Origin of the sequence: Inquilinus limosus, assembly GCF_002195995.1 — a bacterium.
GTDB classification, from domain to species: Bacteria; Pseudomonadota; Alphaproteobacteria; order DSM-16000; family Inquilinaceae; genus Inquilinus; species Inquilinus limosus_C.
The window spans coordinates 1-15,410 of sequence record NZ_NHON01000049.1 but is presented as its reverse complement, the minus strand read 5'-3'; the positions used below and the strand labels follow the sequence as shown (position 1 = coordinate 15,410).

Here is a 15,410-nt window from a genome sequence, read left to right as displayed (position 1 = left end):
CGCACACCTTGCCATCCGCGGAGGCCCGGACAGGTCAGCCGGCGTCGACGATCTCCGGCTGCGCCTGATAGCCGAGCAGCCAGCGATAGACATCCTCGAACTGTGATGCGACCACCGGCCAGGAGAAGTGGTTCGCGACCAGGGCCCGTCCGCGCGCCCCCATCGCCTTGCGTTCGTCGTCGGTCATGGCCATCAGCCGCCGGAGCCCATTCGCGATCGCCGGCTCGTTCGGATCGATGGAGAGCGCAGCCCCGTGCTCGAAGCCTTCCGGCAGGTTGCACTGTGGGGTGAGGAGCGACGGCAGGCCGTGAGCCCAGGCCTCCAGCGCGGCGTTCGGCATGCCTTCGCTGAAGGACGGCAGGATGAAGGCATCGGCCGAGGTAAGGGTCGCCACCTTGTCCCCCCCATAGAGCGGGCCGACGAAATGGACCGACTCGCCGACTCCGAGGGCCGAAGCCAGTCCCTGGAGCTCCGCGCAATAGGCTTCGGAGCCGGGGCCGACGAAGACGAGATGCCAGGGCGATTCCGACCGAGCTGCGGGTTCGAGAGTGGCCCAGGCCCGGATGAGTGGGGCCGGCCCCTTTTTGGGCGTCAGCCGGCCAAGATACAACAAGATACGCGCATCCGCGGGTAGGCGCGTCCTCCATTCAGCTCGGGGCAGCATTCCGTCAGGCAGCACGGCGCCGTTCGGAACGCGGCAGATGGGTGCGGTAAGCCCCAGGGCCCGGATCGACCGAGCTTCCGATTCACACAGCGCGTGCAGGCATGACGCCCCTCGCAGATGCGTGTCCTCGTACATGCGCATCGCGATCCGCTTCTTCCAGCTGCGGTTTGCCAGAGCCCAGGGATCAAGCATGCCGTGCGGGCTGACCAGGTAGGGTTTGCGGGTGTGCGCGGCCCATCGCATCGCCACGATGGATGTGTACATCCACAGCCCGTGAACATGCAGCAGATCCGCCTCGCTCTCGTACAGCGCGGCCTGCAGGCTCCGGGAATAACCGAAGCTGCGGGGACCCCGGACAGGCGAAAGATGGATCGGAACGTCTCCCCAACCCTGTCGATCGGAGCTGGCGTCGCGCTCGAGTGCGAACACCTCGAGCGAGATGGCCTGCGACCGCCGCGTGGCCTCGCACAGCAGCCTGAGGGCTGTGGGTGGGCCGCCATCGGACAGGCAGACCGTCGGCATCAGATGGGCGATCTTGATCCGGCGCGGGGACTGGTCGGGCTGAATGGTGGCGGATCGAACGGGCAGGGGCTGGACATATTGCTGGAGCATGGCAAGCCTTCTAGAGAGCGCGGGTGGTCGCTGCAGCGCGGGCTTGATCAAGAGCCTCGCAGAGGCGCCGACCATATGACGGCAAGTCGAAGTCCCGAGCCCGGAACCGGGCGTTGTGCGACATCTCGAAAAGCCGGGCGCGGTCGTCGTGGAACAGCTGGAGGGCATGCATGATGGCCTCAGCGTCGCGAATAGGGACGATGAACCCATCGATACCGTCGCGGACGACGCTGCCGGAATTGAGGGTGGTGACGACAGGCAGGCCGGCCGCCAGCGCCTCATAGATCACCGTGGCCGATCCCTCACACAGCGACGGCAGCAGGAAGACGTCGGCCCAGGCATATTGGGCGATGATCTCCAGCCGCGGGATGGGGCCGGTGAATTCGACGACCCCGTCCAGGCCGGCGCGGGCCGTCGCCGGGGCTGTCCCGGATCCGACCATGCGGAAGACGGCTTGTCCCCGCATCCGCCTGGCCGCCTCCAAGATATAGGGCGACCCTTTGCGAAGACCCACCGCGCCTATGGTCAGGACCCGCAGCGGGCCTTGCTGCCGATTGCGCACCGGGATCTGGAACCGCGTGTCGACACCATAGGGGACAACGATGCAGCGATGGACCGGACCATCGCTATCCGCCACCGTCTGCCGGACGAACTCGGACGGGCAGACGATCATGTCCGCCTCGGCCCACTCCGCCTTCTCGCGGGTGCCGAAGGCCTCCGCAGACGCCGTTTGCGTGGCGGGCGTCTCCCAGTCCGGGAAGCGCTCCTGCTCTTCCCATGCCAGGCGGTCGACGGTCTCCCGCGCAGCGATATTCTGCTCGACCGCCGTCCACAGGCCCCGGGACCGGGCCGCCTGGAGCTGCTCCAGGCATTCGCGGACGAAGCCGTAGAAACCGGTGGCCTGGCCGAAGCCATGGCGGACGACAAGCTCGGACAGGCGCCTCCCCGCATCCAGCGCCGCTTCCATCTCATCGGCCGCCCCGTTGGCGCGCATGCGCCGCAGCGCATAGGACAGGCCGAGGTTGGTGAAGCAGGTCATCCGCTGCGGCGGAATGCCGGACGGCTTTCGCCCGACGAGCCGTCGGACCCCCTGGGGCAGGAACCGCGGCGGGACGTGTCCTGCGAGCCGGGGCCATCCCCTGATGGCGCAGATGTCGGTGTAGAAATGCTCGAGCGCGCCATGGGCGTTCAGGATACGTGGCACCGCATAGTCCATGCGGGCGCCGAGCTGGCTGACGACCACCCGTTCCTTCACGGCCGGCTCCTTTCGTCGGCGGGAGCCTCGGCCTGCGGGAGCACTGCGCTGTCCGCGGCCGACGGCCCGAACCGCGACAGGAGCTTGGTCCAGGCTGAGCATCCGCGATCTTCGGTGTAGCCGATCTCGAACAGCCGTCGGGCATTGGCCGACAGCCGGTCGAGCCGCCCGGGCGATTCCCGCATGTCCAGGATATGGCCGGCGAGTGCCTCGCTGTCGCCGATGGCGACCGCATGACCGCAGTCGTGCCGCTCCAGGATGCCCCCGATCTCGCCCTCCGGATCGCCGATGAAGAGGGTCGGTCGGCCGGCGGCCAGGATGCCATAGAACTTGCTCGGGATGACGAAGGGCTCGAGCGGGGGCAGGAGCGACACCAGATGGGCGTCGGCGACGCCGAGACTTTCCGCCAGGAGCTCGCGCGGCTGCAGCGGCTTCAGGATGATATTGGCGAGCCGTTGCGCCCGGATCTCGGCTTCGATGGCCGCCCGCTTGTACCCGCCGCCGATGAACAGGAAGCGGATGTCGTCCCGGTGCTTCAGCCGTGCCGCGGCGCCCAGGATCGTGTCGAACTCGTGAGCCCGCCCGAAATTGCCGGAATAGCCGACGACAAAAGCTTCACCCAGCCCCCAATCCCGACGAAGCCGGTTCCGGCTCCGAGGGATCGGCTGGATCGCGGCGCCGTCCGACCAGTGGTGGATAACGGCGAGGCGCTCTTTCGGGATCCGGCGGCGCTCAAGATAGCGGGCCATCTGATCGATCGGGGCGACGCTGCACAAGGCCCCGCGAAGCGACCAGTCGCGCGCGGCCAGCGCCAGCCGGGCGGCCCAGCCCATCCTGACGACGGACAGCTCCAGCGCGACCTCGGGAAACAGGTCGTGAAGCCAGTTCACCATCTGGGCCCGCTTCAGCCTGATGGGCAGGGCCAGGGTCACGGACAGCAGCGGCGGGTCGGTGCAGACCACGCAGACGTCCCCCGCTTCCACGTTCCAGAGCACCCATAGCATCGCGCTGAGATGGAAGGTGACGTAGTCGAGCGCCCGGCCCCACAGCCGGTCTCGGCCGAAGCCGGACGTCGGCATGCGGTGAATGGTGACGCCGTTCATCACCTCGCGGCCCGAAAGACGCCGGTCCCGGTTGTTGTGGAATTGCCTGCTGGTCAGGCCATGGACGGAAAACCCCCTCCGGGCGAGCGTGAAAGCCAAGCTGGACGTCATACGGCTCGTCGCCGATTCATCCGGATATAAATATCGGTTTGCCAGAATGATCTTCATATCTCCGTCGCTCGCGGATCGTGGAGTGAATCGTCGAACGCAGAACAATGATCGAGGTCGTCGACGAGACGCCGGCGACGGTGCCATCTCAGAAGGTGCAGGAGCGGCCCTCGTTGTTCGCAGGGGCATCGGGCCGATTCCGGAGGCTGCCTCGAACGTTATTGTGAGGAGCCGCTGCCGGGCCCAACAAGGGAGGCAAAGGCGGTACCGCGGCCGATCCAAACGGGCCTTCAACCTCCTACTGTCGTAGGGGTGTGCCGACGAGTACGGAATTCGCCGCCGAGAGGACTATCCGGATGGATGAGCCGCCCTCGATGGCTGATCGCTTTTAGCGATCGACCCTATCCCTCTTTGTCAACCTCCTCCCTGTCTGTGCGGGAGCTATGCTGACTTCAACTTCGCGGTTAATGGCCGATCCAATCCAAATCTCGGTCTGACAATACAGAACTTCCGGATGCATAATATAATAATGAACGAATGAGGCTTGAGGCTTTGCGGCTTCCTGGAGGCGGCAAGGGCGGAGCCAAGCCTTCTGACGCATCAGAATTCTTCGCCTACGCCTCTCCTCGAGTTTGGATGGCCTCTTGTCATGGATCAGCGCGAAAACACGGCCAGCCGTGGCGGCAGCCCCAGAGGATCATGATTCCGTTCCTGGATCTGGCGGCGCAGCACCGCAGCATCGGGGCGGAGCTCGAGCGGGCGATGCTCGAGGTCATCAGAAGCGGCGACTATGCCGCGAATCCCGTCATCTTTGAATTCGAGGACGCCTTTGCCGCCTATTGCGGGGCGCGGGAGGCGATCGCCGTCAACGCCGGCATCTCGGCGCTGCACCTGGCCCTCCTTGCGGCCGGCATCGGGCCGGGCGACGAAGTGATAACGGTTCCGGCCGCCTTCGTCGCGACGGTCGCGGCCATTCTCTATGCCGGGGCCAAGCCGATCCTCGTCGACGTTGATCCACAGACCTGGACGATGGACCCCGCGGCGATCGAGCCGGTACTGACCCCGGCGACCAAGGCGATCGTGCCGGTTCATCTGCATGGCCGCATCGCCGACATGGAGCGGATCCTGCCGATCGCACGGCGTCACCGCCTGTGGGTGATCGAGGACGCGTCGCAGGCGCACGGGGCGGAGCGCAACGGTGCTGCCGCGGGCACGTTCGGCGACATGGGATGCTTCAGCTTCTATCCCGGCAAGAACCTGTGGGGCGGCGGCGACGGCGGTGCGGTCGTCACGGATCGGACCGACCTCGCCGAGACGATCCGATGCCTGAGGGACATGGGCCAGATCAGCAGGCACAATCACATCCGCCACGGCTTCAACTACCGGATGGACGCCATTCAGGCCGCCTCCCTGAGCGTCAAGCTCCGCTATCTGGACGGATGGATCCGCTCCCGGCGGCATCTGGCAGCATTCTACGATCGGGTGTTCGCAGGCACCCCTATCCAGGCGCAGGCGCTACCCGTCGGTGGAGAGCACGCTTACCAGATCTACGCCATCAGGATCGCCGAGCGGAATCTTGTGCGCGCACGCCTGGCGCAGGCCGGCATCGCCACCAGCATCCACTATCCGCTGCCTGTCCATCTCCAGCCGGCCTATGCGGGGCTGGGCTACGGGCCCGGGCGGTTTCCCGTCTCCGAGGCCCTGTCGGCCCAAACACTGTCGTTGCCGATCTATCCCGAACTGTCCGTCCCTGCGGTCGAGCGGATCGCGCAGACGGTGAACGAGCTCAGCCGATCATGAGGCGTTGTCGCCAGGATAGGAATCCGAAGGAGGAGCCCCCAATGGGAGGTTGAGACCATGCCCTGCATAGGTAGAGGTCTTCGCCTTTTGTATAGGATGCCGATCGGCGTCTAAAATTTTAAATTATAGATAGAATTGTAAATAAAATCTTATCCACTTGTAATGGTGTTTGGAGCGCGTGATGCCGGAGAAAACGGCCTTGATTGTCGGAGTTACTGGTCAGGATGGCGCATACCTGGCAGAACTTCTTCTTTCCAAGAATTACATCGTTCACGGAATCAAGCGGCGGTCGTCATCCTTCAATACTCAGAGGATCGATCATCTCTACCAGGATCCGCACGGCGAGGCGGTGCGCTTCCATGTCCATTACGGTGATCTCACCGACTCCACCAACCTTTGCCGCATCATCCAGGATGTGATGCCCGATGAGATCTACAATCTTGGCGCGCAAAGCCACGTGCAGGTCAGCTTCGAGACGCCGGAATACACCTCCAACGCCGACGCCCTCGGCACGATGCGGCTGCTGGAGGCGCTGCGGATCCTCAAGCTCGGCGACCAGTGCCGGTTCTACCAGGCGTCGACATCCGAGTTGTTCGGGCGGGTCCAGGCGGTTCCGCAGGACGAGCGGACGCCGTTCTATCCCCGCAGCCCTTACGCAATCGCCAAGCTCTACGCCTACTGGATGACCATCAACTATCGTGAGGCGTATGGCTTTCACGCATCGAACGGGATCCTGTTCAATCATGAGAGCCCGATCCGGGGAGAGACCTTCGTCACCCGCAAGATCACCCGTGCGGTGGCGGCGATTGAGCGAGGCCTCCAGAGGTGCCTGTATCTCGGCAATCTGGATGCGCAGCGCGACTGGGGTCATGCGCGCGACTATGTCGACGGGATGTGGCGGATCGTCCAACAAGACGTGCCGGACGACTACGTGCTTGCCACGGGGGAGACCCACACCGTGCGGGAGTTCGTCGAACTCGCCTTCCGCGTTGCGGGCCGGGACATCGAATGGGCTGGAACGGGCGTCGACGAGAAAGGTCTGGACGCCAGGACCGGTATGCCCTTGATCGAGATCGATCCGCGCTACTTCCGGCCGACCGAGGTCGACCTCCTGCTCGGCAATCCGGCGAAAGCCCGGGAGAAGCTCGGCTGGCTTCACACCACCTCCTTCCCCGACCTGGTCGCCGAGATGGTGAATTCGGATCTGGTGGCCGTGATGCGCGAGGCCGGACGCAATGACCGCTATGAATGACGACATCAAGCGACAGCCCTTTGATCTGCGCGGCAAGCGCGTCTGGGTCAGTGGCCACCGGGGCATGGTGGGATCGGCCCTGGTCCGCCGTCTGGCGCGGGAGGGCTGCGTCCTGCTCTTCGTCGACCGGACGGAGGTCGACCTGACCGACCAGGCAGCCACGGAGGCCTGGATGCGGCGGGAACGGCCGGAGATCATCTTCGCGGCGGCGGCCAGGGTGGGCGGAATCGTCGCCAATGCGACATACCCGGCGGAGTTCCTCTACGAGAACCTGATGATTGGTGCCAACGTGATCCACGCGGCCCATCGCATCGGCATCGAAAAGCTGCTGTATCTGGGGTCCAGCTGCATCTATCCCCGGGATACGGCCCAGCCGATCCGCGAGGAGCAACTCCTCACCGGCGCCCTCGAGAAGACCAACGAGCCCTATGCCATCGCCAAGATCGCCGGGGTGAAGATGGTAGAGTGTTACGCTCGGCAATATGGCTGTCGGTTCATCTCAGCGATGCCGACCAACCTGTACGGTCCCCGCGACAATTTCGATCTGGAGACCTCCCATGTCCTGCCGGCGCTGATCCGTCGGATCCATGAGGCGAAGGTCCGGCGCCAGCCGAATGTCGAGATCTGGGGGTCGGGACGGCCACGCCGCGAGTTCCTGCATGTCGATGATCTCGCCGACGCCTGCGTCATCGCCATGCAACACCACGAGGATCCCGTGCCGATCAATATCGGGACGGGATCCGACATCTCCATCGCCGACCTTGCCCTGACCATCGCCAAGGTGGTCGGTTACGAGGGGACGTTCGCCTTCGACGCCAGCCGGCCGGACGGCACGCCGCGGAAGCTGCTCGACATCGGACGCATCGCCCATCTTGGCTGGCGAGCCGGGACGGACCTGGAAAGCGGAATACGGAGCACCTATCGCTGGTGGCTCGAGGAGACACGTCAGGGCGCCGGCGCTGCAGGTTGTCAAGTAGAGGCGGAGCCATCGGGCTCGGCGTCATCCGTCCTGTCGTTCGGCTAGTCCGTTTGGGTTACTTCATGATCCCTTTTGGGCTCAGCAGCTAAGTAGGACTTGACAGAGGTCGGCAAATGCCGTCGCTAATTTATAATAAATACAACGCAAATTCGATGCGATGCTTGGCAGGCCGGTCCGAAGCGGATGATAGGCGGCACCATGTCAGTTTCGAGAAGACCGATGGTCGCTGTCTTCGATCTTCGGCCGGGGTTGGAAATGCAGGTTGGTGAGGTGGGGCCTCCGACTGCGGTGAGAGCCTGCCCCTCGGAACATCGGGCGAAACGAAATCGCTCAGGCCGGTGAAAGTATTTATAACATCTTCCAAAGTGTCTTCGAGTATCTGATGAAGATGGGTGCTCATTGATTGGCGTTTAGTGTGGGTACAGAATCGAAAGTCAATGGTGAATACAATAATGTCTGTAAATGAAGATGCATTTATCTCGAAAATCAGCAGATATATTACGCCATCGGCGTCTGAGATTGTTGCCTTAAAAAAGATCCTGGCGAATGATGTAAAGTGTGTGGCGAGAGTTGAGTTGATAGAAGATTATGAAATATTTGGTCCGATATTTATTTTAAATAAAGGTTGGGGATATTCTTTCAGGGATTTGCCTAATGGCTTGAGGCAAATTATAGATTTCATATTGCCGGGGGATATATTTGGTTTGCAAGAGATTTTTTTGGGAGGTTCTAATCTTGGCTTCGCCAGTATTACATCGGTAGATGCTGCGGTGGTCTCGCCGCGAACTCTGCTCGGGATGTCCAGGCAGTGGCCGCGCCTGGGCGGAGCGATCCTCTGGAGCGCCAGCCTTCAGGGCTCGATCGCGGCGGAGCGCCTGGTCGCGCTTGGACGCAGATCCGCTGCGGGCCGCATGGCTCACCTCCTTCTCGAACTGTCCATCCGGCTCGAATTCATCGGCCAGGGCAGCCCATCCGGGTTCTTCTGTCCGCTCACCCAGCACGACCTTGCCAATGCGCTTGGGTTGACGCCCGTCCATGTCAATCGCGTCCTGCGGCACCTGCGCCAACTCGAGTTGGTCGTCTTCCGAAACTCGAAGGTCGAGTTCCTTGACCGTCAAGGACTCATCGATATCGCTCACTTCGATGCCGCCTATCTCGGCCGAAACCGAGATGCGTCGCGCAAGATCTTCGGCAATTGAAATGGGAAGGGCGCCCGGTGCCGTGTCGGATGTCCTGCGGCGTCCCTGCAAACGGGGAGTTCGTTGATGAAGCGCCACCCGATCGAGCCGGTCGAGAATGTCCTCGTCACAGGAGGGGCGGGCTTCGTCGGCAGCCATGTCGCCTGGCTGCTCTGTGATCTGGGGTTCCGGGTGACCGTCGTCGATGATCTCTCGACCGGGCATCGCGCAGCCGTCCCGGCTGCCGCGTCCTTTGTCCTCGCCGACCTCCGGCATGTCGACGCGATCAATCAGGTGTTCGCGGAGCGCCGGTACGATGCGGTCATGCATTTCGCCGCCAGGACCCTGGTGGGTGAATCGAACGAGCGCCCGATCGACTATGTGCGCGACAATGTCGGCACCCTCTGCAATGTCCTGCAAGCTGCGGTCGACCATGGCACGCGCGGCTTCATCCTGTCGTCGACCGCGAGCATATTCGAGAGCCGGGATGGCTTGGACATCGACGAGGACCAGGCCGTCTCGCCCGGCAATCCCTATGGCGAATCCAAGCGCATGTGCGAGCGGGCCCTGTTCTGGGCTGAGTGCAGCCATGGGATCCGCACGGCCATCTTGAGGTATTTCAATGCTGCTGGCGCCAAGCCGGGCGGAGATCTCGGGGAAGATCACCGCCCCGAGACGCATCTCATCCCGCTGGTTCTGCAGGTGGCGCAGGGGCGTCGGCCGCACATCGACATTTTCGGGAATGACTATCCGACGCGGGACGGAACCTGCGTCCGGGACTACGTCCATGTCCTCGACCTTGCCGATGCGCATGTCAGGACCTTGATCGCGCTCCGGTCGTCCGGTGCACTCGCATACAATGTCGGATCGGGTGCGGGGTACAGCGTTCGTCAGGTCGTCGAGGCCGCCGAGCGGGTAACCGGCCGCCCCATCCCCACGATCACGCGGCCGCGACGGATGGGGGACCCGGCCGCCCTAGTGGCGAATTCCGGGAAGCTGCGGTGTGAACTGGGCTGGAAGCCCTTGCACAGCGATCTGCAGACGATCATCCGGACGGCATGGGCCTGGCATTCCCGCCATCCGGACGGCTTCGGATCCTCTTACCTGACGTCTCCGCCGGGTGCCGGAAGCCCGCCGGTCGTCGATCTTCGGGCGCCGCCGACGGCGGATTAAGCTCAACCGGGTTCCGGCCCCACCCCTTCGGGTCGGACCCGCCATCGATCGGCCGATGGGCGGGCGCACGGATGCCCAAAGCAGGGATGTGCCCATTCTCAGTTCGCGTAGCCATTGGCGCGATGGACAGGTTGGCAGCATCCGTAGCCGTAGCTCTGTCCTATCTCGAGAAGACATGTTGGCGCGGATGGACCCCAAAGGAGTACATCTCGCCTAATTTAGGTTAATTCCCAAAGCGGCGGAAACGGATATTATCCTTATCGACGATCCCGATCCGGGTGTATTCGGCGCGGGTGGGGATCCTCCAATTTATACCAAAGCGAAATGCAGGGTTAACGGGGGCGTTCGGCAGTTTGGCCTTCTCTCTCTCGAGAAGTCGGAGGGGGGTGGAAGAACTGCTCAGAGGCTATAAAAGCAATTTGCATAAAAATTCATGCAATGTCGCTCTGATGAACGGAGATGGCCTTCCACTGATGGGGAAATAATATGTCTCACAGTCTGCAATTTTCTGCCGATGGCGCTGCGAAGAACTACATCGGGACGGCGGAGGCAAGTTCAAAGCTATATGACTTCCCTGATGCAGGAGATTTTAAATACAGAACCTCCGAAGACAGAATGTCTATCGAGAGTAACATTAATATGCATCTGGCGGTGATCGACTATAGGAAGCTTGAACTGGAATGTCTCATCCGGGGATTTAGATCTCGAAACCCGAACATTGAGGCATCTGCCTTCTCGGACATAGGTGGGTGGCGGAACACCGCGGACATACACGATCAGGTGTCGGCGATCCTGTTCAACATCGGATGGCGGAACGCGGCCGACCCGGATGTGGTGGATGCGGTGAAATCCCTCGCATCGGACTTCCCGGGGATTCCCACGATCGTCATCGGTGACGTGGAAGACATGGCTCACGTCATGAAGATCCTGGAACACGGGGCTCGCGGCTACATTCCAACCAGCGTGGGGCTAGACGTCGCCATCGAGGCGGTCCGCCTGGCACGGGCGGGCGGAATATTCGTTCCGGCAAGCAGCCTTGCCTCCTTCCAGCAGCATCTGTCCGGAGAAAAGCCGCATCAGAGCAATGCGATGAACGGCCTGTTCACGGCGCGTCAGGCGGCAGTGGCCGACGCGCTGCGCCGAGGCAAGGCGAACAAGATCATCGCCTATGAACTCAATCTTTGCGAAAGCACGGTGAAGGTTCATATCCGCAATATCATGAAGAAGCTCAAGGCCAAGAACAGAACCGAGGTTGCCTATAAGATCAACGATATGATGCCAAGGGGGACAGGATCGGATCGATCCATTTCCTGATGAATGGTCTTTTAATTTTGTCATTCGGAATGGTGACCTCGTGATTGAGATCATGAATGGCTCTGGGCATCATATGCGGAGCCTGCAGGACTATCTGCGCATCCTGCGCAGACGGAAGCGAGCGGTCTGGATCCCGGTGGCCGCCGCCCTGGCCATCGCGGGCTTTCTCTACCTGCAGGCGAAGCCCCGCTATGTCGCAGAGGTCGTCATCGCGCTCGATGTCCGTCGGGTCCAGATCCTGCCGGCCGATGCGGTGGTCTCTCCCTTGCCTCAGGACAGTCCGGTTCTGCGGACCGAGCTCGACGTCATCGCATCCCGCACGATGGCCGAGCGCGTGGCCGGCATTCTCGAGCACAAGGGATACGCGCCCGCAGACATCGCGCCGCCTCTGGCCGAAACCTTCCGGCAGAGGATCGAGCGGTGGATCGGCGACGGCTGGGATGCGATCGCCGGCTCGGCCTCGCCGGAGCCGCCCGCGGCGCCATCCGATGCGGGGAACGGGCCGCCGAAGCGTGATGTGATCGATCGCCTGCTCGACAATCTCCAGGTCAGCAACGACGGTCGTTCCTACACGATCTTCATCTCCTACACGGCCGAGGATCCGGAGTTCGCCGCTGTCGCCGCCAACGCGTTCGGCGAGGCCTACCTGTCCTACCAGGCCTCGGTCCAGTCCGAGGCCACGCGACAGGCGAGCGAGTGGCTCGGGGCGAAGCTCGACGACCTGCGGCAACGGCTCGAGGTCTCCGAGGCCGCGGCCGAGCGCTTCCGGCGCGACGCCGGGCTCATCGAGTCCGACGGCACGACGCTCGAGACGCAGCGGATCAACGCGCTCAACATCGAGCTCGTCCAGGCCCGCTCCAGCCGCGCCGATGCCGAGGCCCGCCTCGACACCGCGAGGGCGCTCTCGCAAAGCGAGGGCGGTCTGGACAATTTTGCCCAGGTCCTGGGGTCGGCGACGATCCAGGCGCTTCGGGCCGAACAGGCGAAGCTCGAGCGCAGCCTGTCCGAGCTGCAGGACACGGGCACGGTGAAGAGCAGCCAGCTGCCGTCCCTCGAATCGCAGCTGACGTCGCTCAAGCAGCAGATCGCGACCGAGGTGCAGCGCGTGCTCAAGAGCCTCGACAACGAGCTCGATGTCGCCCGGCGCAAGGAAAGCGCGTTGCAGGCCGCGTTTCAGGAGGCCGAGGCCGACCTGACCAACACCAGCGACGCCCGGGTGCAGCTGAACCAGCTCGAGCGCGAGGCGACTGCCGACCGCACGATCTACGAGACCTACCTCAACCGCTACAAGCAGACGATCGAGCAGGAGGGCTACGCCGTCCGGGAGGCCCGCATGGTCTCCGAGGCCGAGCCGCCATCCGTGCCGGCGAGCCCGAAGGTGATTCCCTATGCCGGGCTGGGTCTGCTGGCCGGCCTCGGCTTCGGTTTGGGCCTCGCGCTGCTGCGCGAGAACCTCGACGACCGGGTCCGGTCGCCGGAGGATCTGGAAAAGGCGGTCGGCGTTCCCGTGATCGATCTCGTTCCCCGGATCCAGAAGGGGAGGCGACCGACGCCGGTGTCCGCCTTCGTGCTGGACCAGCCGCGATCCGCCTTCAGCGAGGCTATCCGGACGCTCCGATCGACCCTCCAGCTGGCGCCGGCGACCCGGCGCGCTCAGGTCCTCATGTTCACCTCGGTGCATGCTGGCGAGGGCAAGACCAGCCTGGCGGTCTCGCTCGCGCGCTCGGCAGCCCGGGCAGGCCTCAGGACTCTCGTCGTCGACGCCGATTTGCGCAAGCCCGCGATCGCCGCCCAGTTCGGATCCCCCACGACCCGGCGGGAGCCCGAGGCCGTCGGCGGCATGGAGGCGTTGGACGAAGCAATCCAGATCGACCCGCGGTCACAGGCCCACTTCATCGCCCCGGCACCGTCCGGAGAATCCCTCGATTGCATCCTTGCCGGCGGCAGCTTGCGGGAAGCGCTGTCGAAGCTGAGGAAGCGGTACGATTTCATCATTCTTGATACTGCCCCGGCCTCGACATCCGCCGACGCGGCGCAGATGGGGGCCTTGGCCGACGCCACCATCCTGGTCGTGCGCTGGGGCCGGACGAACCGGGCCGATGTCGCGACCTCAGTCCGGCAACTCGCCTTCCGGGGGGTCACAGTATCCGGCGTGATCCTCAACGACGTCCCGGCGGGTCAGCAGACACGCTACGAAGCCAGCTCCCTTCCCATCGCGGCGTGGCCGTCGGAGATCGATCAACCGCCTCCGCCGGACCTGCGCGGCAAGAGCATTGGTCTCGTGAAGGAAGCTTAGAGGGGACGGAGCATGACCATCAAAATCCAGACGCTGATGCCGGCATGGTCCCGGCAGGCCGCGGGCCCGCTCAGGACGCGCCGCATTCTTCCCGCCCTGGTCGCGGGGCTGTTGTGGATGGCGAGCGCCCCCCCGGCCATGGCGGGCGACGGGGCCTACCACATCGGCCCTGGCGACACCCTGATGATCACGGTCTTCGGGCAGGCGACCTTGACGGGGCAGTTCCGCGTCGGCCCCGACGGGATGATCGGCTATCCGCTTCTCGGCGAGGTCGATGTCGGCGGGCTCAGCACCAGCGAGATCGCCAAGCGGATCGGGGCCGAGCTGGGGGAGCACGTCCCCGAGGGCAAGGCCGTCAGCGTGTCGATCCAGGAGTACGCGCCGGTGTTCGTCCTGGGAGAGATCGAGAAGCCGGGCCCCTACCCCTATCGGCCAGGCATGATCGCGCTGGAGCTCCTCGCGGTCGGAGGCGGGCTGAAGCAGCCGACCCTGACCACGGACAACAGCCGGCTCCAGCTCATCTCGACGGCGCAGGACTATACCGACGCTCAGCTTCAGCGCTTCTCCCTCCAGGTGCGTCGCGCCCGGCTCAAGGCCGAGATGGACGGGGCCGAGGATTTCTCCTTCGCCCTGCCGGCGCATGACAATGTTCAGGATGTCGACGCGCTGAACCGGATCGTGGAGAGCGAACGGAATCTGTTCACCGTCCGCAAGCAATCCATGGAGAGCCAGGACCGAGCGATGCTGGCCCAGCGTGCCAGCTACGAGCAGGAGATCACGACGCTGGAACAGGCCATCAAGCTGCACGGTGACGAGCTCGCCCTGCTGGCCGAGGACGTGAAGGCGATGCAGACCCTGGCCGACCAGAAGCTCACCCAGCTGACGCGGCTGCGCGAGACCCAGCGCAGCTATTCGGTGGCCCAGCGCGACATGCTGGAGCAGCAATCCTATCTCGCGCGGGCGCATCAGAACCTGCTGGACATCGAGCAGCGCCGTGTCGAGCTGCGGAGCAAGCAGAGCGATGAGGACGCCACCGGCATCCGCGAGGCGGATCTCGAGATCGCTCGCAGCGACCAGAGGATGGCCTCCCTCCTCACCACGCTGGCGGAGATGAAGAGACAGGCGACGGTCGCCTCCGAATCCGTCGCCACCTTGACGACGACCTATGCCATCACCCGTCTGGTGGATGGCCAGTACCAGGAGATCACCGCCGATGAGAGGACGGAGATCAGGCCGGGGGACATCCTGCGGGCCACCCAGAAGATCGAGCTGCGCGGTCCGCAACTGACGCTCAATTGACCCTCAAACTGATCGCCGCCGGCGCGTCACCCGTAAAGGAGCGCTATTCGACCGTCACGCTCTTGGCCAGGTTGCGGGGCTGGTCGACRTCGGTGCCCTTGGCCACGGCGGTGTGATAGGCCAGCAGTTGCACCGGCACGGCGTAGAGGATCGGCGCCACGAAGGGGKCGGCCGCCGGCAGGTCGATCGCCGCCGCCGGGCCCGGGCCCAGCCGCTCGATCCCCTCSSSGTCGGAGAAGAAGATCACCTTGCCGCCGCGGGCCATGACCTCCTGGACGTTCGACACGGTCTTGTCGAACACCGCGTCGCGCGGCGCCAGCACGATCACCGGCACCTTGTCGTCGATCAGCGCGATCGGCCCGTGCTTCATCTCGCCG

12 protein-coding genes are annotated in these 15,410 nt (G+C 63.9%); 8 read left to right on the top strand and 4 right to left on the bottom strand.

Features of this window, described 5'->3' with window-relative positions; all coding sequences use genetic code 11:
• Positions 1–34 precede the first annotated feature (34 nt).
• From BWR60_RS22765 to BWR60_RS22755, 3 genes are read right to left on the bottom strand one after another with little or no spacing between them, the layout of a single operon-like run.
• Entirely contained in the window at positions 35–1,276 is a 1,242-nt protein-coding gene (locus BWR60_RS22765; protein ID WP_179221902.1) for a glycosyltransferase, read from the bottom strand.
• A gap of 10 nt (positions 1,277–1,286) precedes the next feature.
• A complete protein-coding gene (locus BWR60_RS22760) occupies positions 1,287–2,531 on the bottom strand; it encodes a glycosyltransferase family 4 protein (RefSeq protein WP_088153319.1) in 1,245 nt (414 codons plus the stop codon).
• On the bottom strand, positions 2,528–3,802 hold the full coding sequence (locus BWR60_RS22755; protein WP_179221901.1) for a glycosyltransferase family 4 protein: 1,275 nt from the start codon (positions 3,800–3,802) through the stop codon (positions 2,528–2,530). The genes BWR60_RS22760 and BWR60_RS22755 overlap by 4 nt, the downstream gene beginning before the upstream one ends.
• A 639-nt stretch (positions 3,803–4,441) precedes the next feature.
• Here BWR60_RS22755 and BWR60_RS22750 point away from each other — a divergent pair.
• The 8 genes from BWR60_RS22750 (at position 4,442) to BWR60_RS22715 (ending at position 15,033) form a co-directional block, all read left to right on the top strand.
• Positions 4,442–5,542, top strand: a complete 1,101-nt coding sequence (locus BWR60_RS22750; protein ID WP_088153317.1) for a DegT/DnrJ/EryC1/StrS family aminotransferase — start codon at positions 4,442–4,444, stop codon at positions 5,540–5,542.
• 181 nt (positions 5,543–5,723) lie between these two features.
• The gene (gmd, locus tag BWR60_RS22745; RefSeq protein WP_088153316.1) at positions 5,724–6,794 is read left to right on the top strand and encodes a GDP-mannose 4,6-dehydratase; all 1,071 of its coding nucleotides are present in this window, start codon (positions 5,724–5,726) and stop codon (positions 6,792–6,794) included.
• Entirely contained in the window at positions 6,778–7,818 is a 1,041-nt protein-coding gene (locus BWR60_RS22740) for a GDP-L-fucose synthase family protein (protein WP_275542396.1), read from the top strand. Before gmd ends, BWR60_RS22740 begins: the two co-directional genes overlap by 17 nt.
• A 392-nt stretch (positions 7,819–8,210) precedes the next feature.
• Positions 8,211–8,972: a Crp/Fnr family transcriptional regulator gene (locus BWR60_RS22735; RefSeq protein WP_088153314.1), complete on the top strand. Its 762-nt coding sequence runs from the start codon at positions 8,211–8,213 to the stop codon at positions 8,970–8,972.
• 66 nt (positions 8,973–9,038) lie between these two features.
• Positions 9,039–10,124, top strand: a complete 1,086-nt coding sequence (gene galE / locus BWR60_RS22730) for a UDP-glucose 4-epimerase GalE (RefSeq protein ID WP_088153313.1) — start codon at positions 9,039–9,041, stop codon at positions 10,122–10,124.
• A 486-nt stretch (positions 10,125–10,610) separates the two neighbouring features.
• A complete protein-coding gene (locus BWR60_RS22725; RefSeq protein WP_218823630.1) occupies positions 10,611–11,438 on the top strand; it encodes a response regulator transcription factor in 828 nt (275 codons plus the stop codon).
• Between the two features lie 73 nt (positions 11,439–11,511).
• Complete coding sequence (locus BWR60_RS22720; RefSeq protein ID WP_179221900.1) at positions 11,512–13,734, top strand: GumC family protein; 2,223 nt, start codon at positions 11,512–11,514, stop codon at positions 13,732–13,734.
• Between the two features lie 12 nt (positions 13,735–13,746).
• On the top strand, positions 13,747–15,033 hold the full coding sequence (locus tag BWR60_RS22715; RefSeq protein WP_088153310.1) for a polysaccharide biosynthesis/export family protein: 1,287 nt from the start codon (positions 13,747–13,749) through the stop codon (positions 15,031–15,033).
• A 43-nt stretch (positions 15,034–15,076) separates the two neighbouring features.
• Here the strand turns inward: BWR60_RS22715 and BWR60_RS22710 are convergent.
• Positions 15,077–15,410 (bottom strand): SIS domain-containing protein (locus BWR60_RS22710; RefSeq protein WP_144445708.1); only part of this gene is annotated, 334 nt, incomplete at its 5' end.